The 24792-nt window shown below is 56.1% G+C and carries 23 protein-coding genes; 17 read left to right on the top strand and 6 right to left on the bottom strand.

Annotated elements, in window-relative coordinates; genetic code table 11:
* Nucleotides 1–55: 55 nt before the first annotated feature.
* Nucleotides 56–460: a transposase gene (locus tag BX591_RS37345; RefSeq protein WP_420849372.1), complete on the bottom strand. Its 405-nt coding sequence runs from the start codon at nt 458–460 to the stop codon at nt 56–58.
* Between the two features lie 1239 nt (nt 461–1699).
* Here BX591_RS37345 and wrbA point away from each other — a divergent pair.
* Nucleotides 1700–2302 carry an NAD(P)H:quinone oxidoreductase gene (gene wrbA / locus BX591_RS14040; RefSeq protein ID WP_111932048.1) on the top strand — a complete coding sequence of 201 codons (603 nt, stop codon included), beginning with the start codon at nt 1700–1702 and terminating at the stop codon, nt 2300–2302.
* Nucleotides 2303–2546: 244 nt separating this feature from the next.
* Nucleotides 2547–3113, top strand: a complete 567-nt coding sequence (locus BX591_RS14035) for an acyloxyacyl hydrolase (RefSeq protein ID WP_111932047.1) — start codon at nt 2547–2549, stop codon at nt 3111–3113.
* A gap of 114 nt (nt 3114–3227) precedes the next feature.
* Here the strand turns inward: BX591_RS14035 and BX591_RS14030 are convergent, their stop codons facing one another.
* From BX591_RS14030 to BX591_RS14015, 4 genes are all read right to left on the bottom strand, one after another.
* Nucleotides 3228–4109 (bottom strand): pirin family protein, encoded by an 882-nt coding sequence (locus BX591_RS14030; protein ID WP_111932046.1) that lies wholly within the window; start codon nt 4107–4109, stop codon nt 3228–3230.
* Nucleotides 4110–4446: 337 nt separating this feature from the next.
* Nucleotides 4447–4746 carry a YciI family protein gene (locus tag BX591_RS14025; protein ID WP_111932045.1) on the bottom strand — a complete coding sequence of 100 codons (300 nt, stop codon included), beginning with the start codon at nt 4744–4746 and terminating at the stop codon, nt 4447–4449.
* A gap of 204 nt (nt 4747–4950) precedes the next feature.
* Nucleotides 4951–5229: a DUF1427 family protein gene (locus tag BX591_RS14020; RefSeq protein ID WP_111932162.1), complete on the bottom strand. Its 279-nt coding sequence runs from the start codon at nt 5227–5229 to the stop codon at nt 4951–4953.
* Nucleotides 5230–5373: 144 nt separating this feature from the next.
* A complete protein-coding gene (locus BX591_RS14015; protein ID WP_111932044.1) occupies nt 5374–6063 on the bottom strand; it encodes a hydrolase in 690 nt (229 codons plus the stop codon).
* 474 nt (nt 6064–6537) lie between these two features.
* On the opposite strand from BX591_RS14015, the gene BX591_RS14010 reads away from it, so the two are divergent.
* From BX591_RS14010 to BX591_RS13960, 11 genes are all read left to right on the top strand, one after another.
* Nucleotides 6538–6828, top strand: a complete 291-nt coding sequence (locus BX591_RS14010; RefSeq protein WP_111932161.1) for a XapX domain-containing protein — start codon at nt 6538–6540, stop codon at nt 6826–6828.
* Complete coding sequence (locus BX591_RS14005) at nt 6825–8714, top strand: amidohydrolase (RefSeq protein WP_111932043.1); 1890 nt, start codon at nt 6825–6827, stop codon at nt 8712–8714. The genes BX591_RS14010 and BX591_RS14005 overlap by 4 nt, the downstream gene beginning before the upstream one ends.
* Before the next feature lie 62 nt (nt 8715–8776).
* Nucleotides 8777–9148, top strand: coding sequence for a DoxX family protein (locus BX591_RS14000; protein ID WP_244146963.1), 372 nt, complete (start codon nt 8777–8779; stop codon nt 9146–9148).
* 26 nt (nt 9149–9174) lie between these two features.
* Complete coding sequence (locus BX591_RS13995) at nt 9175–10092, top strand: glyoxalase (protein ID WP_111932041.1); 918 nt, start codon at nt 9175–9177, stop codon at nt 10090–10092.
* A 76-nt stretch (nt 10093–10168) separates the two neighbouring features.
* Nucleotides 10169–10861 (top strand): YoaK family protein, encoded by a 693-nt coding sequence (locus BX591_RS13990; protein ID WP_111932040.1) that lies wholly within the window; start codon nt 10169–10171, stop codon nt 10859–10861.
* Nucleotides 10862–11023: 162 nt separating this feature from the next.
* Nucleotides 11024–12466: an alginate export family protein gene (locus tag BX591_RS13985; RefSeq protein ID WP_111932039.1), complete on the top strand. Its 1443-nt coding sequence runs from the start codon at nt 11024–11026 to the stop codon at nt 12464–12466.
* A gap of 37 nt (nt 12467–12503) precedes the next feature.
* Nucleotides 12504–14084, top strand: coding sequence for a cation:proton antiporter domain-containing protein (locus tag BX591_RS13980; protein WP_111932160.1), 1581 nt, complete (start codon nt 12504–12506; stop codon nt 14082–14084).
* 97 nt (nt 14085–14181) lie between these two features.
* Entirely contained in the window at nt 14182–14613 is a 432-nt protein-coding gene (locus BX591_RS13975; RefSeq protein ID WP_111932038.1) for a nuclear transport factor 2 family protein, read from the top strand.
* A gap of 783 nt (nt 14614–15396) precedes the next feature.
* The gene (locus BX591_RS13970) at nt 15397–16299 is read left to right on the top strand and encodes an alpha/beta hydrolase (protein ID WP_111932037.1); all 903 of its coding nucleotides are present in this window, start codon (nt 15397–15399) and stop codon (nt 16297–16299) included.
* 90 nt (nt 16300–16389) lie between these two features.
* Nucleotides 16390–18045 carry a flavin-containing monooxygenase gene (locus BX591_RS13965; protein ID WP_111932036.1) on the top strand — a complete coding sequence of 552 codons (1656 nt, stop codon included), beginning with the start codon at nt 16390–16392 and terminating at the stop codon, nt 18043–18045.
* 153 nt (nt 18046–18198) lie between these two features.
* On the top strand, nt 18199–18930 hold the full coding sequence (locus BX591_RS13960) for an SDR family NAD(P)-dependent oxidoreductase (RefSeq protein ID WP_111932035.1): 732 nt from the start codon (nt 18199–18201) through the stop codon (nt 18928–18930).
* A 123-nt stretch (nt 18931–19053) separates the two neighbouring features.
* Here BX591_RS13960 and BX591_RS13955 read toward each other — a convergent pair whose 3' ends face one another.
* Nucleotides 19054–19761, bottom strand: a complete 708-nt coding sequence (locus BX591_RS13955) for a GntR family transcriptional regulator (RefSeq protein ID WP_111932034.1) — start codon at nt 19759–19761, stop codon at nt 19054–19056.
* Between the two features lie 164 nt (nt 19762–19925).
* Between BX591_RS13955 and BX591_RS13950 the strand changes: the two genes are divergently transcribed.
* The 4 genes from BX591_RS13950 (at nt 19926) to BX591_RS37340 (ending at nt 24348) form a co-directional block, all read left to right on the top strand.
* Nucleotides 19926–21407 carry an NAD-dependent succinate-semialdehyde dehydrogenase gene (locus BX591_RS13950; protein ID WP_111932033.1) on the top strand — a complete coding sequence of 494 codons (1482 nt, stop codon included), beginning with the start codon at nt 19926–19928 and terminating at the stop codon, nt 21405–21407.
* On the top strand, nt 21404–22657 hold the full coding sequence (locus tag BX591_RS13945; protein ID WP_111932032.1) for an iron-containing alcohol dehydrogenase: 1254 nt from the start codon (nt 21404–21406) through the stop codon (nt 22655–22657). Before BX591_RS13950 ends, BX591_RS13945 begins: the two co-directional genes overlap by 4 nt.
* Nucleotides 22654–23631 carry a 3-hydroxyacyl-CoA dehydrogenase gene (locus BX591_RS13940; protein WP_111932031.1) on the top strand — a complete coding sequence of 326 codons (978 nt, stop codon included), beginning with the start codon at nt 22654–22656 and terminating at the stop codon, nt 23629–23631. Before BX591_RS13945 ends, BX591_RS13940 begins: the two co-directional genes overlap by 4 nt.
* 426 nt (nt 23632–24057) lie before the next feature.
* A complete protein-coding gene (locus BX591_RS37340) occupies nt 24058–24348 on the top strand; it encodes a transposase (RefSeq protein ID WP_111932030.1) in 291 nt (96 codons plus the stop codon).
* The last annotated feature ends 444 nt before the right edge of the window (nt 24349–24792 follow it).

The following is a 24792-nucleotide window of genomic DNA, read 5'->3' as shown; positions in this document are numbered from 1 at the left end:
TGACTTGGCGAAGGCCGCGTTCCCCATACGATGGGGTGTCGATTAGTGAGCCTCTTCAATCTGCTGCAACTGGTGCGCGCAAAGTCTCCGGTGTTATCCAGAATGCACCGGAACGACGTTCCTGTATTGCCGGTACGACTGGCTTTTTTTTGACCACTGCCGCGCCAATTGGACCTCGTAACGGAACGTCTCGACCACTCGTGCGCAGTCGCCTGAGTAGTTCAGCAATTGTTCCGTCTGCAAGCCATTCTTCGAAGCGTCGGCGGCAAGTGGGGGGCGACGGAAATCGTGCGGACAATGTGGCCCAGCCTCCCCCTGAGGCCAGTGCCCACAAAACGCCATTCACTACTCCGCGAGCATCAACACGAGGTCGGCCGCGCCGCTCATTTGGAATGCGGCTCATATGAAATAGTGCCTCAACCAGTGCCCATTCGTTATCTGTCAAATCGTCGTACACCATCATTTTCTGCATTAGCCAACTCGAACGTATTGTGCTGCCTAGGCCGTAGGGCATCGCTGCGCATCGATGCAATGAACCTGCAACTCGGATGGGGCGCACCTATGTCTTTCATGCAGAGCGCCACTACTCGCGCGCACTTTCAAGACAATTACATTTTACTCGGTCGTCGCGGTCGTTGGACACGCTTTATATCATATGTACATCGAAGAAAATAACGGTGAGGGCTTGCCCCAATTTGGGGCCTTGCTTTTTATGCTCCTTAACAGGTCTCATTTTTCAAAGCAACATCGAGCTTTGTTCAGAAAACGAAATGACCTTAGGATGGCGCGCGCGACTTCAAGTAATTTTCCACCGCAGAGGTGACGAGTTTATTTCGTGGAATTTGTTGCGTAATGTGCTGTCTTGACGAGTTCGGAGTTGTACCGACCTGCGAAGCTTGAATAGTTCGTGGCTCTTGCTCGCGCTTATGATTGGTCAAACCGTCGCTACCGGCATTCCACCAGTTAATCCGGATATCAAAGCAAGCTATGCTCAGCCAGCATCAGTAACTTCTCCCCTTTGTTATACACCTCCGTCTGAAGATGCTGGAAACTTCCGCTCCGATACTCGCTGCGTCGCAAGTATCACAATAGGAAAATGGGCCAAGACATGCGTGAGTTATCCCAAAATTAAGCAAGCGTGGTAGGGAGAAATTTGGTACATCCGACGGCAGAGCTGTGGCTCGGTGTGACGACGATAGTGGTCTACCGATTCTGTTGCGAACTGCTGTGGCAGGTGCTTGACCGCATCGTACGATACATGCGGTTTTACCGATGCTCACAGTTGAGATTGTGTTGACGCGGCCATGGCAACGGTTCGAAAACAATGTTTGCGAGGTGCTTGCCAAACGGCTATTCGTCACCTAAAACGCGTCATACGGTAACGCGAGATGCGATGAATGAGGACGGGGTGCGTAAGCTTTTTGGGTACGCTTTCTGCCCCTGACATTCCTACGGCGAGTCAATACCAAAGCTAGCGGAAGGTCTCGGTATCGTCGTACTAACCTTCTGCCGCAAGTTCACAGCGGCATGACTGAGCTTAAGGGCTTACCTTTGTTGAGTCGTGAGTGCGGAGACCGCGATGCCCTCGGTGCGAAGGTGGAGCGTCTGAGTAGTAGCAGAGCTATGCACGGCATTGCAGCATGCCGGACTGAGCTATCAATCGACCGTTCAGGTCGCCGTGTAAAACTGGAGAAACCACGTGGCCAAAATTCTAGTACTGTATTACTCGTCCTACGGACACATCGAAGCAATGGCGAACGCTGTCGCTGAAGGTGCGAGCTCAGTTGCTGGCGCGACAGTGACGCTCAAGCGAGTGCCTGAAACGATTCCTGCCGAGCAGGCAAAGGCGTCCGGCATCAAGCTGGAACAGGCCGCACCTGTCGCAACGGTTGACGAACTCGCGGACTACGATGCCGTCATCTTCGGCACGCCAACCCGATTCGGTAACATGGCTGCACAGATGCGTAACTTTCTGGACCAAACCGGCGGTTTGTGGATGAAGGGCGCGATGGTTGGCAAGATTGGAAGCGTGTTTGTGTCCACCGGCACGCAGCACGGTGGTCAGGAGACCACTATTACGTCTTTCCACACCACGCTTCTGCATCATGGCATGGTCTTGGTCGGGGTGCCGTACGCATGTGCCGGCCTCACGAAGATGGACGAAATCACAGGGGGCACCCCATACGGCGCGACGACGCTCGCCGGCGTGGACGGGAGCCGTCAACCCACCGCTAACGAATTGGACATCGCGCGCTATCAAGGTAAGCATGTCACCGAGCTAGCGGTCAAACTCGCTTCCTGATAGAGGGCACACAGCATTCGAAACAGGAAGCATCGGAAAGACAGGGGGCGCTGAGAGAGTGGTATAGAGGGGCAAGCTTCTCAATGGAAGTATGCGAGATAGGTTTGGTCCTCTCCAATTCTCGAGGCGTGGCTGCACGAAAAGGCATTGCAAGGTGGAAGGACGCTGTAGGCCGTTAAGCGTGGAAAATTACACGGTCGGTATCTGCGGTAGCCGCCGTTGAAGAACGACAACGGATAAAGCAATGAATATAGCTCCGAGCGCCAGAAAAAACGGCGTTTTTACCGCATGTCTGCTTGCATTGTCGTCGATGCTTGCGAATAGTGCTAACGCGAATCAGTTCGGGCTCCAGTTTGTCGGAGGCGTTGCTGACCATGACGTACGCAAGGCAGAAATGGGATTTGTATGGGACCCCGGACTGACCTGGTGGGAAATTGGCGGCTATCACTTCACAGTCGTCGGCGAGGGGCACCTAGCTTACTGGGATATCCGCGAGCATCCTGCGAGTCATCCGAATATCTGGGAGTTCGGTCTCACCCCGGTATTGAGGTTTGTAAAAAGTTCGGGCTCGTTCAGGCCGTATATCGAAGCAGGTGTTGGCGTGAGGCTGCTCTCTCACGTCGATGAAACCCCCGACAGAAGCGTCTCCTCGTCGTTCCAGTTCGCCGATATGGTCGGCTTGGGTGCCCAGTTCGGTTTACGCCAGAACTATCAGGCGGGATTTCGGTTCCAGCATCTGTCCAATGCCGGCATCAAGCATCCGAACCCGGGAATTAACTTTAGCGAGATATATTTGCAGTATAACTTCTGACGCGCGTTAGTTGTGCGGCGTAGTGCTGGCTTAGGGCTGCGAGGCACGAAGCACGGTCCCGTTTGATGATGTGCCATATATTGTCCACGCTGGTTCGCGAGCTGGCAGTCGGCCTTACTGCGGGTCCCGGACGGGAAGTAGTGTCCACTCTGTTTCACCTGGAACCTTCGGAAACGTCTGCTCAGTCCATGCCAACTTTGCGGCTGCAATCTTTTGCCTGGAACTCGACACGAAATTCCATTCGATGTATCGGTCGCCGGGTAGGTGGGCGCCCCCGAGAAGCATCATGCGAGCCCCATACACACTATCGAGCCTTACGCCCGCGCCAGGAGTCAGCACAGCCATTGTCGATGCCTGCAATGCTTCGCCGTTGATAGAAAGGTCACCGTCGATAAGATATGCCGCGCGCTCCTCGTGTTCGTTATCGATGACCAGCGTGCCGCCAGCGTCGAACTCGGCTGATGTGAAGAGCGTTGGCGAGAAAGTTTCGACTGGTGACACGAGTCCAAAAGCGGTTCCGACAAGCACGCGTACCCGCACACCATCCCGCTCGAAAGTGGGCAATGAAGCGGCCGGGTGATGCGAGAACATCGGCGCCGCGTCTTCGTGCTCAACAGGTAATGCGACCCAGGTCTGGATGCCGTTGACGACGTGACCGCTGGCGCGCACCGCATCCGGTGTGCGCTCCGAATGCACGATTCCCCTTCCCGCGGTCATCCAGTTAATATCGCCGGGAAGGATGTCCTGGAGAGACCCGAGGCTGTCACGATGGGTTATCGCTCCTTCGAAAAGGTAGGTCACCGTTGCGAGCCCGATGTGAGGGTGCGGTTTGACGTCGAGTCCTTTACCGGACGTAAAAGTGGCGGGCCCCATGTGGTCGAGAAATATGAACGGTCCGACAATGCGCGCAGCACGCTGTGGCAGGAAGCGTCGCACGATGAGATTGCCGATATCGCTCTCGCGCGGCGACAACATGACCTTTATCGACTCAGACATGATGGTCTATCTCCTTGCTCCGGTTGCTGTCAGGCGCCATGTTTGCCGCGGTGGTCTCATGTGGTGGCGGACAAATTCTCGTGCATGTCCTCGCTGTGCTTCCAGGTACAAGCTCTCGCTTGCCTTTGCGGATGATACTGCCCGTGCTTGATGGCTCTCGGCACCGGTCGTAGTCGAAGCCTCGCTTGTGGGACACGGCTCGAAATCACTCGGCATCATCGCAGGAGTTGGCGTCAGGATGCCGCTCAAGGCAAGTAGGCCGGCTTTCCTTCAGCGCCGCCGCCCGTAGCGCCCACAGTAAATGCCGCGAGACCCGCGTCAGCGAATGTAAGCCCTACTATGCCGCATCCGTTACGCGGTTATCGACGCGCTTATTGAAGGCGTTGATGCTGACACTCTGCCACAACCCAATCCTGGCGAACGGGTCGTTCTCATTGAACCTGATGACTTCCTCTTTGGTATCTGCCTCCAGCAGGAAGAAAGAGCCAATCATCGTTGCACCGTCGTCGTCCAGCAAAGGACCAGAGACAATAGTCTTGACTCTGGCGCTGGAAAGGTACGATTTGTGGTCTGCATAATTGTCGAGCCTGGTCTGAGTCTGGCAGGGTTTGTCGAGTGCGTGGATGATGTAGAACATGACTGTCCTCTCTCGAAAAGTGCGCGGCACGAAGGGGCAACTTCGATATGCGACGAGCTGCGTAGTTGCGGTATAGGTATCCGAAAGACAGCGGCTTTATGAGTTATCGAGGCGGGGTCGCGTGAAGACCTGTTTTTTTGATGGTTGATACATTTATAAGCGACACAACACATCATTAGATGTGCCGATGCGCCCGCGGACGAGTCAATTCGGTGTCGCGGCGGCAGGGGCTCTAGAAATCAGTTCGGTGTTATTCGATTGAAACGTATGTTTAGTCTGCGTCTGCACCGTTTCTGCATTTAGGAATGGAAGCGTCGCGTTCGCCATGAACTGGCGTCCGGTCGGAATGATTTGAGTTCCGATGACTATCCCGAGCAATCCCACAAGGGCAATCATGGGCGGTGCCGGCGAGCGAACGCGAAGCAAGCTGTATATCGCACCGGCGAGAACGCCACCAAGGAGAGAGAGAATATAGGGCTTCATTGGAAAGTCCACCGACTCGCGCATCAATCTGACAGATGGCTTTCTCAAACCGTTTGCATCCCGGCGAGAGACGTTGTGTCGAAAGGCTCGTGTCGGAGTAATGGAACCGAATACGAGCCTGACAGCTCAGCATGCGTTTTTACCTTAGGTCTTCGCCGGTACTGGAGCGAGAGCCTCATGCTTTGTTGAAGTACGCTGAGGGGCGCCATGGACCCTCGTGTAGGCGTAGTCAACGCCCATTCCGTATGCGCCCGAATGCTCCTTCACGATTTCCATCACCGCGTCATACGACTCTTTGCGCGCCCAGTCGCGTTGCCACTCGAGTAGCACCTGTTGCCAGGTGACAGGAACCGCGCCAGCCTGAACCATTCGCTGCATCGCGAAGTCGTGTGCGTCTTTCGACGTTCCGCCGGATGCATCGGCGACCATGTAGATTTCATAGCCGCCTTCGAGCATCGCGCAGAGCGCGAACGTCGTGTTGCAGACCTCCGTCCATAGGCCGGAGACAACGACCTTGTTACGGCCATTTTTCTTGAGTGCGTCGCGGACTTTCTGGTCGTCCCACGAGTTCATCGAGGTTCGTTCTAGGGTGGGGGCGTCGGGAAACACGTCAAGCAGTTCCGGGTATGTGAAGCCGGAAAAGCTTTCGCTTTCGACTGTCGTTATAGTTGTCGGGATGTTGAAAGCCTTCGCCGCCTTAGCCAGTCCCACGACGTTGTTCTTCAGTACTTGCCGGTCGATTGACTGAACGCCAAAAGCCATCTGAGGTTGCTGGTCGATGAAGATGACCTGGCTGTTGGTTGGAGTAAGTACCTCCAGTTTCTCTTTGCTCATGATGCCGTCCCTTCGTATGAAGTTTTAACGAACGTCGCGGCAAATTTGAACGCCGGACGAGCCACTCACGTTGCTCTTCGCTTAAAAGTATGACGTGTCACAGTCGGAAAACGAGACCTGAGCAGTGCCGTTTCGTGGTCCAAAACTAGCATAGTTCACATTGCAGGGATGTGAAGTTGTCGAAATCGATACCAGGGTTTTTTGTATGGCGTCGATGCTAAAAAGCCACTTTTCTTTGGAGTTTTGAAGTCCTAAGCTACTAGGACACCGAAAGAGTTTGGGGCAAAAAGGGTTGCCGAATTCTGCTTATATTAATCCTAGCTGTGAGTGGTTCCCGGAGGATTGCATACGGCGGCCGGATGGGGGGCTTTGATGTCCGGTCACGAGGCTTCTCGTCAGTTTGGGAGCTCTTTTTCTGTGGGGTCATCGCTGTGTCAGATGCTTGTTTTCAGTGTCCCGGAGGAGGGTGGGTCAATGAAAGCGTATGTACTTTCGCTGCTGGCTGGAATCCTGGTAGGTTTGGTCTATAGCCTGATTGGCGTGACCTCACCGGCCCCTCCTGTCGTCGCGCTGGTGGGCCTGTTAGGCATACTCGCTGGCGAGCAGATTTTTCCTGTTGCAAAGAAGATGCTTTCCGGTGCCAACTTTCGTCTGGCCTGGAAGGAAGAGCATTGCAACCAGCACCTGTTTGGGTCTCTGCCTGGCCGTAATTCCGGAAGTGCTGGGCCTATGGCGGGGGTAACGTCTGAGGAGAAGCGTTCATGACGTCTCATCAAGATGCACCGGACCTGATTCTTTTTAACGGCCGCATTACCACACTAGATAAATCGAAGCCAGCTGCAACCGCAGTTGCTATCAAGGACGGTAAATTCATTGGTGTGGGTAGTGGCAGCGAGGTAAGTCAACTTAAGTCCGATAGCACGCGCGTGGTCGACCTGAAGGGACGCTCAGCGCTTCCCGGGTTAATCGACAACCATCTCCACATCATCCGTGGTGGGCTGAATTTCAACATGGAGCTACGCTGGGACGGTGTGCGCTCTCTGGCAACCGCCATGGAAATGCTCAAGGCGCAGGTTGCTATCACGCCGCCGCCGCAATGGGTACGTGTTGTCGGTGGATTCACGGAGCATCAGTTCGACGAACGTCGCTTGCCGACCGTTGATGAGCTGAACGCTGTAGCACCCGACACGCCGGTTTTCATGCTGCACCTCTACGACCGGGCGCTGCTGAACGCTGCAGCGCTGCGGGTGGTCGGCTACACGAAGGACACGCCTGAGCCTCCGGGAGGCGAAATTGTGCGCGATAGCGCGGGCAATCCGACAGGGCTGCTGCTGGCGAAACCGAACGCGGCCATCCTCTATGCGACGCTGGCGAAGGGCCCCAAGCTTCCGCCTGAATATCAGTTGAACTCGACGCGGCACTTCATGCGCGAACTGAATAGATTGGGGGTCACTGGAGCCATTGATGCTGGCGGTGGCTTTCAGAACTTTCCGGAAGACTACGCGGTCATCCAGCAGCTTGAGGCCGAAGGGCTGCTGACAATCCGGCTTGCCTACAACCTGTTTACGCAAAAGCCCAAGGGCGAGAAGGAAGACTTCCTCAACTGGACGAAGACCTCTAAATACAAGGAAGGGAGTGACTACTTCCGGCATAACGGCGCCGGCGAGATGCTTGCATTCTCAGCAGCAGATTTCGAGGACTTCAGGGTGGCGCGCCCGGACATGCCTCCTGAAATGGAGGGCGACCTCGAAGGCGTCATCCGCGTACTCGTGGAAAATCGCTGGCCGTGGCGCATGCATGCGACGTATGACGAGACCATCAGTCGCGCACTTGATGTATTCGAAAAGGTAAACGGCGATACACCGCTTGCCGGCCTGAACTGGTTCTTCGACCACGCGGAAACGATTTCGGAGAAATCGATGGACCGCATCGCGGCTCTCGGAGGGGGAGTGGCCGTGCAGCATCGAATGGCGTACCAGGGCGAGTATTTTGTCGAGCGATACGGCGAGAAGGCGGCGGAGGGAACCCCACCTGTTGCGAAAATGCTCGAGAAAGGGATTCATACGTCGGCGGGGACCGACGCAACTCGTGTGGCGTCATACAACCCGTGGGTCTCCCTCTCGTGGCTGGTGACCGGCAAGACGGTCGGTGGCATGCGCATTTATCCCCAGCGTAACTGTCTGGACCGTGAGACGGCTCTGCGCATGTGGACCGAGAAGGTCACCTGGTTCTCGAATGAAGTCGGCAAGAAAGGGCAGATTGCCGAGGGTCAGTTCGCGGACCTTATCGTCCCTGACCGTGACTTCTTTGCCTGCGCCGAGGACGACATCGCTGGCGCTTCGTCTTTGCTCACGGTGGTGGGCGGCAAGGTCGTGTATGCAACTGGCGAATTCGCCGCGCTGGACGACAGTCCGCCGCCTCCCGCAATGCCGGACTGGTCACCGGTGCGAAAGTATGGCGGCTTTGGCGCCTGGAAGCAGGGCGTCGCTTCCGGTGCTCCACTGCAGCAGGTTGCGACCGCTGCATGTGACTGCGCGCGCGCTTGTGGCATTCACGGGCACGACCATGGCCGTGCCTGGCTTGGCAATGCGCCGACAACGGACTACAAAGGCTTTTGGGGAGCGCTGGGATGCGCGTGCTGGGCGGTCTAGAGAGGAGGCCAGCGGTGGACTGTCCATCGTGGGTTGCGACGCTACTGCGTCAACCGTGGGTAATGCCGCTGGTCCGCATCTGTCTTGTCTCAGCGTACCTCATTGGCGGCGTTACCAAGTTGTTGCATTTCGATGCGGCGGTTGCTGAGCAGGTGCACGTCGGCCTCCATCCTGGGTGGCTCTGGGCTGCCATGGCGATTCTCGTGGAGATAGTCGGCTCCCTGTGCATTATCTTCAACAGGTTCACGTGGCTTGGAGCGGGAGGGCTGGCTGCGTTGACGGTGGTGGCGATGCTGGTTGCGAACAACTTCTGGAGTCTGGAAGGTGCGGCGCGCTTCATGGCGTTGAACAGCTTCTTCGAACACCTTGGGCTGATTGCCGCGTTCGTGATGGTCACTTGTCTGGCTAGCAGTGAGCGACGCTCTCGCGTCTAAAAAAACAGAACTGGAAACTCACTATCATGCGTAACGTTAAATATCTCGGTGTCGCCGTTGCCATTGCATTTGGCCTCGTTGCTACTACCCCGTCGATTTCTTTGGCCAAGGCAAACCTCGGGGTGCCGCAGTCGGCCTCCTTCTCGGTTGGGACTCAATACGACACGACTCACGTGTACGTGGCGCCGGAGGACTTCGACAAGTTTACGGACAGCTTCGTCGCGACGTTCGGCGGACACAAATCGCAGCAGGGGGTATTTCAGGTGACGCCGACGCCTAGCCAGACGATGTCTCAGCTGGTATTCACGCCAGTAGGCACTATTTCGGTGTTCGGCTTCAAGACGCCGATTCCGTATCCTTTTGGTGACGAGCGTACCGGCTACCTCGTCACAGACATGGATGGTGCGATGAAGTCGGCGAAGGCTCACGGTGCCGATGTCGTGGTCGATACGTTCCCGGACCCGATTGGGCGCGATGCAGTCATTTCGTGGCCCGGCGGTGTGCACATGCAACTCTATTGGCACACGCAGGCGCCGAACTACGGACCACTCGAGACTGTTCCCGAAAACAGGGTTTACGTCTCTCCGGCGCGTGCTAACGCACTCATCAAGAACTGGGTCGCGTTTTCGAACGGGAAGGTTCTCTCCGATAACCGGCACGCGCCGGGCGTCGAAATCGGACGACCAAACGACACCTTTCGTCTCGTTCGGCTGACGTCTGGTTTCGGGAATATGACGGTCTTCGTGACGGATGGCCATCTGCCCTACCCCTACGGTCACGAGATGACGGGGTACGAAGTGAAGGATTTCGATGACACCCTGAAAAAGGCGCAGGCAGCTGGAGTTTCGGTTCTCGTGCAACCTTTCACGGCAGACCAGAGAGAGTCTGCAATCGTCCAGTTCCCTGGAGGATACATCGCGGAGATTCACGCAACCGCGAAATAGGACAGTGTCACGACGAAGACCGAGCGCCGATATCTGGGAGGCCAATCCTCGCTAATGCTTCTCCACAGGGTGCGCAATGAATGATGATAATTTGCTCTCGGCAACCGCTGGCTATGTCGACACGCTCAGCTTCGTCTCGCTGTTCGGGCTCTTCACGGCACATGTGACGGGAAACTTCGTGCTTATTGGTGCTGGGGTCGCCGGATATGGGCAAGGGGTCTTCCTGAAGCTGATGGCGTTTCCTGCCTTCATCCTGGGGGTTGCGGTGAGCAGCTTCATCATCCGCGGCCGCAATCCCGAGACACCAATGCGCGGTGCGTGCATGCTTTACGCCGTGCAGGCGTTTCTGCTTCTGGTGTTCTGTTTTGCAGGTATCAATCTCGGACCCAGGTTCAGCCCTGAAAGTTGGGCCGTGGTCGTGTGCGGAATGATTGGCGCAACTGCGATGGGTGTCCAGAACGCGCACAGCCGGCTTGTCGCACGCCCTGGGGTGCCGAACACCGTCATGACCGGGAATGTCACGCAGGTCATTCTCGACGTGCTTGACCTGTGTTCGCCACGGGTTGGGGCCGACGTCAAGGCAGCGGCGCGAGCGCGTGCCACGAAAATGCTTCCGGCTATCGTAGCGTTTGGCCTCGGAGCCATCGCTGGCGCTTTTGGATACAGAACGTTTGGCTTCTGGGCTCTCCTTTTGCCGGTAATCGGGCTCGCCTGGCTGGCGATGCAGGCATGGATGCACCGGAATGCGGTAGGCAAGCTCGTCTCATGAACATACTCCGGCGTTCGACCGTGATGGTAGTGCCACAAAGATGGGATGTCACCTACGGCGCCTGGATGACATCTGGAGAGTGTGTTGAATATGCGGCAGCACAGGACTTAACTCCGTAGCGGCCAGAAGAATAATGTTCGACAGGGCGGGAGGCCCGGTGTGATGAAACTCGCGGCGTGCATAGGTATTGCCGTTGCTGGGCTTGCGCTCGGATACTGCGAAGAGACACGGGCGGATAGTGAGAGCGAGGTGCAGACCTCTCAGCAGACCGCGACGCCGACTGACACGTGTGATGTTAAGCGGCCGGTCGTCATGTTCAATCGCTGGCAAGAGGACTGGTCCGTTCTCAAGAATCCCTGTGTACCGCGTGAGCCACTCGATAGCCTGAAATACATCCCGCTCGGTGGTGACCCCTATTCGTATCTGTCGCTTGGCGCCAATTTACGCGAACGCTTCGAGGTCAGCGAAACGCCGCTTTTCGGGCTCAGCCCTGCACGCTCCGATAGCTCCCTGATTCAGCGCGCGCAGGTTCATGCTGACGCCCACGTTGGCGAATATCTGCAATTTTTTGTCCAGCTCGAGGACGCAAGAGCCTTCGATAAGGACCAGGTCAAGACCACCGACAAGAATCCGCTGGATTTGGAGCAGGCATTCGCTGCCTGGGTAAGTCCGCTCGGCCCGGGAACGATAAAGTTGCGCGTTGGGCGGCAGGAGATGGCTTTCGACTTGCAGAGATTTATTTCCGTACGTGACGGACCAAACGTGCGGCAGGCCTACGACGCACTATGGGCGGACTACGAGTATCAGAAGTGGCGGTTCATTGGATACGCGACGCGGCCGGTTCAGTATCGCGACATCTCGGCGTTCGACGATACGTCGAATCGCCATCTGACCTTCAGCGGCGTGCGCTTTGAACGCAAGGATGTGGGTCTTGGAGACCTGTCCGGATATTATTCGCTTTATACCCGTGCAGGCGCACAGTTCATCGATGCGCAAGGTGAGGAGCATCGCAATGTATTTGACCTGCGATATACCGGGAAAGTCTCTGCCACTGATTGGGACGTTGAGTCGATGTACCAGACGGGCTATGTCGGCGACAAGACAATTGCGGCTTGGGCGGTGGGCTCACTGTTCGGCTACACCCTTGATACTCCCTGGGCGCCGCGCTTCGGTCTGCAGGTTGATGCGGCATCCGGTGACCGTCATTTGAACGACAGTCGCGTCGAGACCTTCAATCCACTTTTCCCGAACGGTTACTATTTCACACTGGCGGGCTACACAGGGTATGCAAACCTCATCCATGTGAAGCCCTCGATTACGCTCAAGCCCTCCAGCAAGCTAGCCTTGTTGTTCGCCGTAGGATTGCAATGGCGGATGAGCACAAACGACGCGATTTATCAGCAGGGAAGTGCTGTGGTCCCGGGTACGGCTGGCCACGGCACGCGATGGACTGGCGCCTACGCGCAGATACGTGCTGACTGGACAGTGGCGGCGAACCTGATTGCATCGGTTGAGGCCGTTCATTTCCGGGTCGGAGATTCCATCCGCGAGTTGGGCGGAAGTAACTCCGACTATGTTGGGGTGGAGCTGAAGTATGGCTGGTAGCGTGGTGCGCGCGATGCCCGTGCGCTCGGAATTACGTATGAATAACGTCCAGTTCTTCCATTACCTGCTGGTGCTGATGGCGGGTGCGTGTGTGCTGACATGCGTTGCTGACCGCCTGGAATTTCCTCGTGCGCTCGTACTCCTGGTCGCGGGATGCTGTGCCGCTCTCATCGGAGGGCACTATCCCGAGATTGACCCTGGCCTCGTGCTAGCTGCAGTCCTTCCCCCGCTGCTGATGTCCAGCGCGTTCTATACCGCATGGGATGACTTTCGCCGGGAAGTCGGCCCAATCATTTCGCTGGCACTGGGGGCTGTGCTGTTTACGACCGTCATCGTCGCAGTCGTTGTGCACGTGGTCAATCCATCTCTACCGTGGAGCGCATGCCTTGCTTTAGGCGCCATTGTGTCTCCGCCTGATGCGGTCGCGGCAAAGGCCATTCTCCAGCGCAATCCGTTGCCAGACAGGTTGGTCACGACGCTCGAGGGGGAAAGTCTCGTCAACGATGCATCGGGCCTCCTGCTGTACCAGATTGCTATTCTGTCAGCATCCACGGGCAGTATCACGCTGGCCCGCAGCGGCAGTCTCTTTATCTCGCTTGCTGCCATCGGGATTGCGGTCGGAGCGCTAAGCGGTACGGTGATGAGCTGGCTTATTGCCAGAATCGAAGACATCGCTATCGGCATCAGTGTGACTTTCATCATGGCCTGGGCAAGCTACGCCCTGGCTGACGAAATGGGCGGCTCTGGCGTGCTCTCGGTTGTAACGTGCGGACTGATATTAGGAATTTGCCAGCATCGTATTTTCGGCGCCAGCATGCGTCTTAAGGCGAAGGCCACGTGGGAAGCCGTGGACTTCGTTCTCAACTCTCTGGTGTTCATTCTCATCGGTCTCGCGCTGCGAGGCATCCTGTTTCGTATGCAGCAGCAGGATTCGTTGCTTGTCGACGGACTGACGATGGCTGTACCCGCCGTCATCGCAACCTTTGTCGCCAGGCTCGTCTGGGTTGGCGTCGCCATGTACCTCCCGGGAAAACTGATAAGGAAAACGAAGGTTGTTCGGGCTTGGTCGTTTCGCGAGTCTTTGATTCTTGCCTGGGCGGGTATGCGCGGGGTTGTCAGCCTCGTTGCTGCACTCGCGTTGCCTCAGGATTTCCCCGCCCGTGATTTAATTGTCTTCAGTTCGTTTGCCGTCATAATTTCTACCCTGGTCATTCAAGGCGGAACGTTGACCATTCTGATTCGTTTCATCCAACTTCGTCCGGTGAAGCGGCGTACCCTATCTGAACTAGAGGCGCGGTCAAGGACATTCAATGCTGCGTTGCAGGAGCTTGGGGCGAGAAAGGCCAGCAGTGGCTTGAGTGATGACTTCGCTCTCGCACGGCTAATCGACGAATACAAGGTTCGTGTCAGCAACAATGAGCGCGCTCATCTTGAGGGGCGCGTGCAGGTCAACGCAAGAGCGAGGCAGTTGCGCCTTGAGCTCGAGATGGTGAGTGTCTCGCGCAAGGAGTTGTTGAAGCTCAAGGAGGCGGGGCGCATCGACGACGCCGTCCTGCACCGCATTGAAGCTGAGCTTGACTTCGAAGAGTTAAGGCTTCTGCGACTGCTTGAGCCTTAGCTTTTCTGTTCTTCCGATAGCGTATAGAAAACAACGCGTCGGTCTACGGGAATCATGCCTAACCTGATTTGTCTTTGCTTTTTTCTGAGGAGCGACCATGGATACGAAGGTAATGACGGACGAGCAGCGTCGAGCACTTGCTTTGGAGTATCTGCGGCGCCTCGATTCCCGGAGCAGCTTTTTTGAACTGTTCGATGACCAAGCCCAAGTATATTTTCCGAAGTGGGGGCTCGCGACAGGGCGCAGCGAGTACGAGCGACTTTTTTCTGACCTCGGCAAGATGATTGCGGAGTTTAGACATGACCACGCTTATCTGAATATCATCCAGCAGGGGGACCTTCTTGTCATCGAAGGAACGAGTTCCGGTGTGACCACAAATGGGGTCTGCTGGAGTGCGGGTCAAACCTTGGCCGGGAGGTGGTGTGATGTCTTTGAAATACGTGATTTCAAGATTCAGCGGTGTTTCATTTATCTCGACCCGGACTATGAGGATGCGGACACTTCTCGTTACCCATGGCGTACTGAGTGAACGCGCCTAGCCTTAATGCTCTGAATTTTCAGACCAGCGACCGCGTCAGGCTAGCCCCACAATTGAGGGTGCTTCGTCCGAGCGGGCTCGGTGACAGTGTCGCCGCGGCCCACGGGCGCGCTGGTCTGCGAGCGGATTCCCGGCCTTGCAAATGACTCGAGGGGCGCCGCGCTGGAAAGGCGATTTCACCGTCATCCTGCGGGCAGCAGAATTCTTACTCGCGCTAGCTGAATCCGCTTGCCGGGCGCCGTCTCGAAGAGCGCCCTTATCTCGGCTCCGGGACGCATGTACGGCGCCAAGAACACTTTGACGTGACTGATGCCGCCTTGGTTTCCGGCTGCCTTCGAACCGCTATCTAGAAACTTTCGCCTGAGACCACGGTGGCCGGTTAGCAACGAAGGCTTTCAGCGATAGTCATTGAGTAGGTCGACGTTCGTTGTTCTTTGTTTTTGTCGCTCGTAACGGATTGCCTCTTCCAGCCGCAGCGCCGCACTGCGTCGCGATGAACCTGTTTGCCAGCTTGCCCCCACTGTACTGGCGGTTATGGAGCGCGTGAACGCGAAATGGCGGCTCTCAGGGACATTCGCAGCCGTAGCATTGGGTGCCCCGCCGGTTTCAGCATTGGCCTGTAGGGTTTTACCCTGGTCTCTACTCTCGTATTACGGTGATATCGTAATCGCATGTTGAAATGGTTCGGTTGCGGCTTGCATTCAACGTCGCGAGCCGCACGAAGGTTCCGCGCAGTCAAGCGTGGGCCGCCAATTTTGTTCAAGAGGCACTGTTATGACTGCACCTCGTCCTACCGATTTACTGGCTGAAATCTATTCACAATGGGCTACTGAAATGAGCCGGCACCCGGAAATGTCGGTTGAATTGTTGCGAATCATCTTCGATGACTGGCAACGTGCCACAGGGGAGCCCGAAGACGTCACATACAGCTCAAGAACTGTGGGCGGGGTGCCTGGGCTATGGGTTTCCCCGAAGAATGCGGAGCCCGGTCAGGTGCTACTTTTCCTGCACGGCGGCGGATTTGCCTTGGGTTCTTCCACGAGTCACCGGAAGATGGTCGGACATCTGGCCAAAGCAGTCGGCGTTTGCGCATTCATCGCGGATTTTCGCCTCGCTCCGGAATACCCGTTTCCAGCCCAAATCGACGACAGTGATGCTGCATTTGAGGGACTCGTTGCCGACGGCTACCGACCGGAAAATGTCATCCCGGTCGGTGACAGCGCCGGAGGAAATCTGGCTATCAGTCTTGTGCTGAGATTAATTGAGCGGAAGGCTGTGCTGCCTCGTCAGGTCGTGGTGATGTCGCCATGGTTGAACATGGAAAACAACGGCGCCACCCTCGACTCGAACGACCCCACAGACTTTCTCATTACTCGAGCCGGCTTGCAGGCAAATATTGACCGCTATCTTGGCGGCAAGGTCTCCGCGGCAGACGCGCGTGTGAATCCGCTCTACGCTGATTTCACCGGTTTTCCTCGTCTCTACATCAACGCTGGGTCAGTCGAATCCCTGTTGGACGACAGCATCCAGCTCGAGGAACGTGCGAAGAGGGCTGGTGTTGACGTGACTCTGACTGTTGCAGAGGGAATGCAGCATGTCTATCCGTTCCTCGCGGGCAAGCATCCTGACGCGGACGCCGAAATGGTCAGAATCGCTGATTGGTTTTGGAGGCGCTGAATGCGCGCTGACTACCCGTTAATTTAGTCCGTCAGGTTTTCTTAAATATCAAAGCCTGATAACAAGATTTGGCATAGGAGATAAGTAGTCATGAAAGATTCCACTGTCGCGAACACGACCGCAGCCTCATCTGCAGAGGCAGATTATGACGCCATAATCATTGGTGCGGGATTTTCTGGCCTCGGGATGCTGCATCATCTGAATCAGCTTGGCTTGCGTTCGCGTGTTTTTGATGCGGCGACGGGTGTCGGCGGAACATGGTACTGGAACCGTTATCCGGGGGCTCGCACCGATAGCGAATTTTACTACTACGCGTTTTCATTTTCGCGTGAGGTTCGCGAAGAGTGGAAATGGAACGAGCGTTATCCGAGTCAACCGGAAGTGCTCCGGTATCTGGAATTCGTCGCGAAGAAGCTCGACCTCTACAAAGACATCACTTTCAATACGAAAATCACCCGGGCGAAGTACGACGAAGACAACAATTTGTGGCATGTGACAACGGCGTCCGGAGATACGTTCACGGCGCGTTACCTTGTCAGTGGCATGGGCGCCCTCTCGGCGCCTTCAAGGCCTGACATCAAGGGGGTGTCGTCCTTTAAAGGCGAAATTTATCAAACGGCGACATGGCCAAAAGAAGGGGCGGACCTGGCAGGAAAACGGGTTGGCCTCATTGGCGTTGGTGCGTCGGGTGTGCAAATTGTTCCAGTCATCGCGCCCATCGTTAAGGACCTTTACGTGCTTCAACGCACGCCGAACTACGTAGTGGCTAGCAGCAACTACGAAGTTAACGAGGACTGGATGAACGAAATCCGGAAAGACTACGACAACATTCATAAGCAGGCAACGTCGCACGGTTTTGCAGTGCCTTTCAAAAAGCCTGTGGTTGGCGCCAAGGACGTCTCGCCCGACGAGCGAGAGCGGATTTTTGAGGACGGCTGGAAGGAGGGCGGCTTCCACTTCATGCTCGAGACTTTCAATGACCTCGCTTTGGATGAAGAGTCCAATGCTTATGCCTCAGATTTCATTCGCCGTAAGATTCGCGAGACCGTGAAGGACGCGGCCACGGCCGAGCTCCTTTGTCCGAAAGACTACCCGTTCAATGGGAAGCGCCCGCCGGGCGGACACGGTTATTATGAGGCGTATAACCGGCAGAATGTGCATCTTGTAGACATTCGCCAAAACGGGATTGATGAAGTAACGGAAACCGGTGTTCGTATCGGCGACCGTCATATCGAGCTCGATGTGTTGATTTTCGCGACCGGCTTCGACGCGATGACCGGCACGCTTACCCGCATTGATATTGTTGGCCGAGACGGGCTCGTCCTGCGGGATAAGTGGAAGGATGGCCTGAAGACGAATATGGGCATTGCCGTCAACGGGTTTCCGAATTTCTTCATGATACTTGGACCTCAAACACCTTACGCGAATCTTCCTGTGGCTATTCAGGAGGCGGTGGGTTGGGTATCGCGCGCAATTGCTTTCGCGGATGCAAACGGCATTCGATGTATGGAGTCAACGGTCGAAGCGGAAGACGCATGGGCAGCTGAGGTGCACCGGGCCGGCTCTGCCACCATCATGGCCAAGGGAGCTGGGGCGCACGCCTGGTTCCTTGGCGCAAATATCCCCGGTAAGCCGACGGAATTCAACGTTTACATGGGGGGGGCAGATGTCTACCTCAAGCGTTGCGAGGATATTGCCAGCAACGGGTTCGTTGGTTTTCATGAGGGCGCGCTGACGACCTGTTAAGCGCTGGCGCTGCCCGCTGCTGTCAACGCGACGGCCGCCGGACGCGAATGCCGGCGGCCAATACAAGCCCCTTTTGCGCTTTCGCCGGATTACCGGCGTTTGTCTCTTCGCGCCCAGATACGTGCGCCGTTAGAGAATAGGAGTATTTCGAATATGCGATTTCAAGATAAGACTGTTCTCATCACCGGCGCTGCTCGCGGGCAAGGCGCAGCGGAGGCGCGTCGCTTCGTTTCGGAAGGCGCGAAGGTTGTGCTGAGCGATGTTCTGGACGAGGAAGGGCGTGCACTCGCCTCTAAGCTCGGCGACGGTGCCATATACGTTCATCATGACGTTACCAGTGACCTGTCGTGGCGGGCGACGTTCGAGGAGACCGAGCGGGCGTTCGGTAGCTGCGACATCCTGGTCAACAACGCTGGTATCTACCGGCCGGCGAAGATTGAAGACACGACCGAGCAGTTGATGGAAAAGATGTTTCAGGTAAACCAGATGGGTACCCTGCTCGGCATGAAGCATGCCGCAGCTTCGATGAAGAAGTCCGGTGGGGGCGCTATCATCAACATATCGTCAATCGCTGGACTGCGCGGCTTCGCAAATGCCATTGCGTATGGCAGTACCAAATGGGCCGTTCGGGGGATGACGAAGGTCGCCGCCTCGGAGCTTGCCGAATTCGGTATTCGAGTGAATTCTGTACACCCGGGTTTCATATCCACGGATATGCTGAAAGAGAACACCGATGAAATCAATCGAATCGGTGCGGAGTCCGCGCCCCTGAAGCGCCACGGTACACCGGAAGAGGTCGCTGCACTCATCGCGTTTCTCGCGAGCGACGAAAGCGCCTTTATCACTGGTGCTGAAATCGCCATTGACGGCGGTTGGGCAATCTAGTTGCGTGAGGCAGTCGGTACATCGAGGTCGCAAGACCGAGGTGTCTCTTGCTGCCTGCGGTGGGCTCTGAAGGTCGAGGTCTTCAATAAGACTGCCCGCTGGAGCCGTGCGAAGCCTTATAGCTTAAGCGACGGTCTCGGCTACGGACGCATTTTGGGGCAGGCGCCTTTCGTATTCCTGAATCGCAAGTTTTCCCGCAAGGTTGACATGCTCTTCGCATGCGTTACGCGCTAGGTCTGCATCCCTCTTCACGGCAACAGCGTCGATTATGCGACGCAGTTCATTCATCGAAATCGCGACCCTGGCTTCATCAATGAACGCGTATCGGCGAAAAATCGCAATGCGGCCGTGAATCACGTTCATCGTCTCTGCCAGGACCTTATTGCCTCCGCCTTCAAGAAGAAGTTCATAGAACTCGCTCTTGATGTTGTCGCGCGACTCAACGCTACCCTTAAGGAACTCCGTTTCCATTCGCGCCAGCAACTCAATCATCTCTTTGGCTTGTTTGTCAGTTGCATTCACCGCGAAAAGCATTCCGGCGAGTCCTTCGAGGTTCTGCCGTACCTGATAAATCGACTCGATGTCCCGCTGGGTAAGAACAGTAACGATGGGACCAATGCTAGCTATGACGGTGACAAGATGCTCGGACTCCAACTGACGCAACGCTTCGCGAATGACTGTCCGCGAAACGCCGAAAGCGTTGCACAGAGCGCTTTCAAGAAGCCTTTCTCCGGGCGCGAGTTCGCCATCGAGAATCTGTTCGCGAAGCAGCCTGACTACCTGCTGGCGCAACGGCGCCGCGTGTCTTTCCACAATAACCGAACGTGCCATGACTCGGACCCTAAAACCATAAGTGACTATTGCAATCAAGTCTACCACCTAACCGCCATTGCCAAACATCCTGTCACTCGGTATTATCATCCACATCGTAATACGGTATTACAGCACCAAAAGGGTGCGTTTGTCGACGTTTCTGTCAGGACAGGAGGAGAGCGATGCAAGTCAAAGTTCATGGCGTTCAGCTGAGCGAAGTGGTTCCGCTAGGCTTGTTTATCAATGGAGCGTGGCGAGCATCTCAGGACAGATTTGTAGTCGTAAATCCTGGAACGGGGGCTGTGCTGACCGATGTGGCCAGTGCCTCCATCTGCGATGCACGTGACGCTTTGGAGGCCGCTGTCGAGGCACAGGATTCATGGCGTGCCTATTCGCCGCGGGCACGTGCAGACCTGTTCCACAAGGCGCACCGCCTTCTTGTCTCGCGTGCCGACCTCTTCGCCGAAACCATGACTCTCGAAAGCGGTAAGCCTTTGACTGAGTCGCGTGGTGAATTCAAGCTGTCTGCTGAGTTTTTCCTTTGGTACGCGGAGCAGATTGCTCACCTCCACGGTACGTTCGCCGACGGCTCACACGGCGGATATCGGGTCGTCGCAACCCATCAGCCTGTTGGGCCATGCCTGCTCATCACTCCGTGGAACTTTCCGCTTCTGATGATTGCCCGCAAGGCGGGTGCCGCTCTGGCAGCGGGTTGTACCGTCGTGACTAAATCGGCGCAAGAGACCCCACTTACCTCAGCTCTGTTCGTGAAGGTGCTGGAGGACGCAGGTTTCCCGAAGGGTGTTATCAATCTGCTTCATACGGCCGACGCCGCAGGCGTTTCTTCGGCTCTGATGAGCGACAGGCGTCTGCGCAAGGTGAGTTTCACCGGCTCAACCGGTGTTGGCAGTACGCTTCTCGGTCAAGCTTCCGAGCACATCATGAATGCATCGATGGAATTGGGCGGTGACGGTCCGTTCATCGTGCTCGATGATGCTGATGTCGATGCTGCGGTTGAGCACGCAATTGCCTGCAAATTCCGAAATGCGGGGCAGGCTTGCGTTGCGGCCAACCGAATCATCGTCCATCAGGCAGTTGAAGAGGAGTTCACTCGGAAATTTGTCGAACGCGCCAAGGCGCTCCGTGTTGGCAATGGGATGGAGGCGGTCGACGTGGGCCCTATCATTTCTGAGCGGCAGCGTGACCGGGTACATCGTATGGTTGTTCGATTGGCGGACGCCGGGGGCGAAATAAAGTCAGGGGGTAACGTCGTCGCCGGCGACGGATATTTTTACGAGCCGACGGTTGTTCGCTTTCCGAAGGCAAGCGACGCTCTCTGTGGCGATGAGCTCTTCGCGCCAGTTGCGGTCATCTTCCCGGTTCAATCGACTGCGGAGGCCATCGATTTCGCAAACGATACTCGATATGGTTTGGCCGCTTATATCTTCACCAAGGACATCTCGCGCGCCATCGTGTTAGGCGAAAGGCTCGACTTCGGCATGGTTGGCATCAACCGCGGAATCATGGCGGACCCGGCCGCGCCGTTCGGTGGCATCAAGGCATCAGGATTAGGACGTGAAGGCGGCCATGAAGGCATCTACGAATTCCTGGAAACCAAGTACCTGGCGCTTACCGTGAAGTCTGAGCAGGAGATACTGGCATGACTGACACCACATCGGGTTTGGGGCTGCTGCGTCAGCCTAAAAGCGTCCTCTTCGGGCCAGGGCAGCGCAGACAATTGCCTTTCATCACCAAGGGAATTGCTTCCTCCGTGCTTATCGTCACCGATGCGCGAATGGCGGCAAGCGAAGATTTCCACGAAATCAAGGCGGGGCTTGAGGCTCATGGCATCGCGGTTTCCGTCTATAGCGAGACGGAACCGGACTTGCCGCGCGACAACATCCTTGAGGTCGTGAGTCGCTACTCTTCGTCTGCGGCGCCCCGGGCCATTGATGCTGTCATTGGAATTGGCGGTGGAAGCTGCCTTGACCTGGCAAAGGTCGCAGCGATTGCGCTCGTGAACCAGCATGATGTGCGTGACTACTACGGTGAATTTCGAGTACCGGCTCCGGGACTTCCAGTCATCACCGTTCCGACGACCGGGGGCACCGGCGCCGAAGTCACCTGCATTTCGGTTGTGTACGACCGTGATAAGGGCATGAAACTCGGCATCGCCAGCCCGCACCTCGAGCCGTATGCAGCGGTGATTGACCCCGAGCTGACACTGAGTTGCCCGCCCGGCCTGACTGCTGCCACGGGCGCGGACGCTTTGTCTCACCTCATCGAAGCATTTACGGCTCGCGCGAAAAACCCGACTCCGGAAGAAATTGACACGAAGCTCTACGTCGGCAAGAACCGGTTGACGGACCTATTTGCTGGTCACGGCCTCTCCTTATTGAATTCAGGTCTTGCTCGGGTCGTCGCCAATCCGCAAGATATTAATGCGCGCGCAGACGTAATGTTCGCGGCGTACGCCGCTGGCATGGCAATTAACACGACTGGCACTGCGGGTGCGCACGCCATCCAGTCGCCAATGGCGACCTACAGCGATGCACCACACGGATTCGGTGTTGGCGCATTATTGCCCTACATTATGCGATTCAACCTGCCCGCCCGAGTGGACGCATTCGCAGAAGTTGGTCGTATCTTTGGCGTTGCTGATTCTTCATCGCCTCTGATTGAACAGGCGCACGCCGCAATCCAGCGAGTTGAAGAATTGCTCGAGATTGTCGGCGCACCGCTCGACGTCAAGGCCATCGGACTGAAGCCCGAGCACTTCGATGCCGTCGCGGACCAGGCGATGATGGCAACCAGGTTGCTTGCAAACAATCCGCGAGTACTCACGAGAGAAGCGGTCATTGCCATCTTGCAGAAGGGCTACGAGGGTGACCGAAGCTGGTGGGAGCTGGTATGAGTTCAATCGAAGCGCATTCGGCTGACGAAGAGCAGAACTCGGCTGCAGATGGCCAGACTATAACTATAGCTGGGGCAGGTTCTATCGGAGTTGCCTTTAGCGTCCTTTTTGCATTGGCTGGATATCAGGTGCGTGTCTGGGACGCCTTCAGTCAAACATTTAGAAGGGCTCAGGACGACTTCGACGCGAGAATGTCTTTGATGTCGGACTTTGGCCTGTTAAAGGAGGCGGCACATGTCGTTCGCGACAGGGTGAGCTATCACGAGCGGCTCGACGACGCTGTGGCTGATGCGGTTCTCGTGCAAGAGTGCATCCCCGAGCAGCTAAAGCTCAAGCAGGCGCTGTTCATGCAACTGGCCTCGCTTGCGACGGGCGGCACGGTATTAGCAAGTTCGACTTCTGCGCTAACGCCAACAGCGTTAGGAGAAGGTACTGGCGCACAGGACCGAATCATTGTTGGACATCCAGGCAATCCACCATATTTGCTACCAGTAATTGAGGTTGTGCCGACCGAATTTACCTCGCCGATAGTTACGCAACACGCGTCGGAAATCTATGCGCAAGCGGGCCTAAAGCCGGTCCTTGTTCGGCGGGAGGTCGAAGGATTCGTATTCAATCGTTTGCAAGGAGCGCTGCTGCGCGAAGCGTACTGTCTTGTACGTGATGGAGTCGCGTCTGTGGAAGACATTGACGACCTTGTCCGGCTCGGACTTGGCCGGCGGTGGAGTGTCATTGGGCCGTTCGAGACTGCCGACCTGAACACGCGAGGCGGAATTGCTTCTCATGCCGAGAAGATGGGACCTGCTTACGAGCGGATGGGCGCCGAACGCGGCCAGCATGACCCCTGGTCAAAGGAGCTCGTCGAAGACGTGACTCGACAACGTCGGGCCTTACTCAGTCTGGATGACTGGGCCGCGCGAGTACGCTGGCGAGACGAACAGTTACTTCGTGCGCTTGCATCCGAAAATTCCTGATTCAGGACGTCTGTGGACGCACGGGATATTTGGCTACGCAGAACAGGAATTTCTGGCTTTCCGGCGTTTATAAGTCCGCGATTGTTTTGCCCAGCTCTCAAGCGTCGATTGTTCGTTGGGTGGGCCTTTCTGAGGGTTGGAGATGCCTTCTCAAGCGGTTTAAGGCATGTCGTTAATCTTAGACGCGTACGTTCCGTAACTTCTGCGGTGGCTTCGGAAATGGGGGGAAGGGCTTCCTTCTCGAGTTGATACGCCTCGGTCTTCGTCTGCGCACTACGGCAACACGTTTAGCGCTGACTTGCACGCGTTTATCGAAACCACCTTTGAGTCGCGTGTCAACACTCCACACTGTGCAGTGAGTAAATCTAGTTCAATACAAACAAGTAATTAAAACCAGAAATCTGACCTGTTCGAGGGGAAGTGGCAATGACAGTCGAAAAAGGTTCTGCTTCACGTGTGCCATTGTCCGACGATGATTGGGCCCGCGTAGCTCACCTGTTCCATGACTCGACCGAAGTCCGTCGAGGTCGTCCGACCCGAAGTGACAGAAATGTCTTGAACGCCATCCTCTGGATATTGGAGACAGGCGAGAGCTGGTCTCAGCTACCGCATATATATTCGCCAATGCAGACCTGCTATAACAAATGGTTAATTTGGCGAAAAAACGGAGTGCTTGCCCAGGTATTTCAGATTCTGGATATTGAGGGTATTGACTAGTCCGGATGCGAATCGAACGACACCTGACGAGCATGTGGACTGGTCCAGCTAAAGGCCGCGGCGAGAAAAATTGTTTTCAGCTGTTCATCAAGACTCGGTCGAGTATGCCGTTAGCTTAGTTACCTCGGACTTATCCTTCTATTCCTTGATAATTGCAATATGAAAGGCGTATCGGGCGCTCCATTGGCGCGAATGAAAGCAGGGTTCATTTCCGCAGCTCTTGCCTTTTTGCAGAGAGTCAAGGCGGTGCCCGCTGTTACGCCGTCGTTAGTAAGGCAAGGTTTGGCTGCCGCCGGCCAGTTGTGGTTACCATTGAGCGCGGCCGCATTGTGTCTTGCTATCCTTTACCTACCCGAGCAATCAGTTGCGTTGTGTCGGTCGCTATCCGCCGTGCTATCGGAGAGCGGTCAAAATAATCTTGGAACTACGGGGTTTACCGCGACG

The organism is Paraburkholderia bryophila, assembly GCF_003269035.1.
Classification (GTDB): domain Bacteria; phylum Pseudomonadota; class Gammaproteobacteria; order Burkholderiales; family Burkholderiaceae; genus Paraburkholderia; species Paraburkholderia bryophila.
This window is presented reverse-complemented; position numbering and strand designations above follow the sequence as displayed.

Coding starts and splice junctions, on each gene's coding strand:
- BX591_RS37345 (WP_420849372.1), bottom strand. CDS start 460: ATGGTGTACGACGATTTGACAGATAACGAATGGGCACTGGTTGAGGCA.
- BX591_RS14035 (WP_111932047.1), top strand. CDS start 2,547: ATGAATATAGCTCCGAGCGCCAGAAAAAACGGCGTTTTTACCGCATGT.
- BX591_RS14030 (WP_111932046.1), bottom strand. CDS start 4,109: ATGTCTGAGTCGATAAAGGTCATGTTGTCGCCGCGCGAGAGCGATATC.
- BX591_RS14025 (WP_111932045.1), bottom strand. CDS start 4,746: ATGTTCTACATCATCCACGCACTCGACAAACCCTGCCAGACTCAGACC.
- BX591_RS14020 (WP_111932162.1), bottom strand. CDS start 5,229: ATGAAGCCCTATATTCTCTCTCTCCTTGGTGGCGTTCTCGCCGGTGCG.
- BX591_RS14015 (WP_111932044.1), bottom strand. CDS start 6,063: ATGAGCAAAGAGAAACTGGAGGTACTTACTCCAACCAACAGCCAGGTC.
- BX591_RS14010 (WP_111932161.1), top strand. CDS start 6,538: ATGAAAGCGTATGTACTTTCGCTGCTGGCTGGAATCCTGGTAGGTTTG.
- BX591_RS14005 (WP_111932043.1), top strand. CDS start 6,825: ATGACGTCTCATCAAGATGCACCGGACCTGATTCTTTTTAACGGCCGC.
- BX591_RS14000 (WP_244146963.1), top strand. CDS start 8,777: ATGCCGCTGGTCCGCATCTGTCTTGTCTCAGCGTACCTCATTGGCGGC.
- BX591_RS13995 (WP_111932041.1), top strand. CDS start 9,175: ATGCGTAACGTTAAATATCTCGGTGTCGCCGTTGCCATTGCATTTGGC.
- BX591_RS13990 (WP_111932040.1), top strand. CDS start 10,169: ATGAATGATGATAATTTGCTCTCGGCAACCGCTGGCTATGTCGACACG.
- BX591_RS13985 (WP_111932039.1), top strand. CDS start 11,024: ATGAAACTCGCGGCGTGCATAGGTATTGCCGTTGCTGGGCTTGCGCTC.
- BX591_RS13980 (WP_111932160.1), top strand. CDS start 12,504: ATGAATAACGTCCAGTTCTTCCATTACCTGCTGGTGCTGATGGCGGGT.
- BX591_RS13975 (WP_111932038.1), top strand. CDS start 14,182: ATGGATACGAAGGTAATGACGGACGAGCAGCGTCGAGCACTTGCTTTG.
- BX591_RS13970 (WP_111932037.1), top strand. CDS start 15,397: ATGACTGCACCTCGTCCTACCGATTTACTGGCTGAAATCTATTCACAA.
- BX591_RS13965 (WP_111932036.1), top strand. CDS start 16,390: ATGAAAGATTCCACTGTCGCGAACACGACCGCAGCCTCATCTGCAGAG.
- BX591_RS13960 (WP_111932035.1), top strand. CDS start 18,199: ATGCGATTTCAAGATAAGACTGTTCTCATCACCGGCGCTGCTCGCGGG.
- BX591_RS13955 (WP_111932034.1), bottom strand. CDS start 19,761: ATGGCACGTTCGGTTATTGTGGAAAGACACGCGGCGCCGTTGCGCCAG.
- BX591_RS13950 (WP_111932033.1), top strand. CDS start 19,926: ATGCAAGTCAAAGTTCATGGCGTTCAGCTGAGCGAAGTGGTTCCGCTA.
- BX591_RS13945 (WP_111932032.1), top strand. CDS start 21,404: ATGACTGACACCACATCGGGTTTGGGGCTGCTGCGTCAGCCTAAAAGC.
- BX591_RS13940 (WP_111932031.1), top strand. CDS start 22,654: ATGAGTTCAATCGAAGCGCATTCGGCTGACGAAGAGCAGAACTCGGCT.
- BX591_RS37340 (WP_111932030.1), top strand. CDS start 24,058: ATGACAGTCGAAAAAGGTTCTGCTTCACGTGTGCCATTGTCCGACGAT.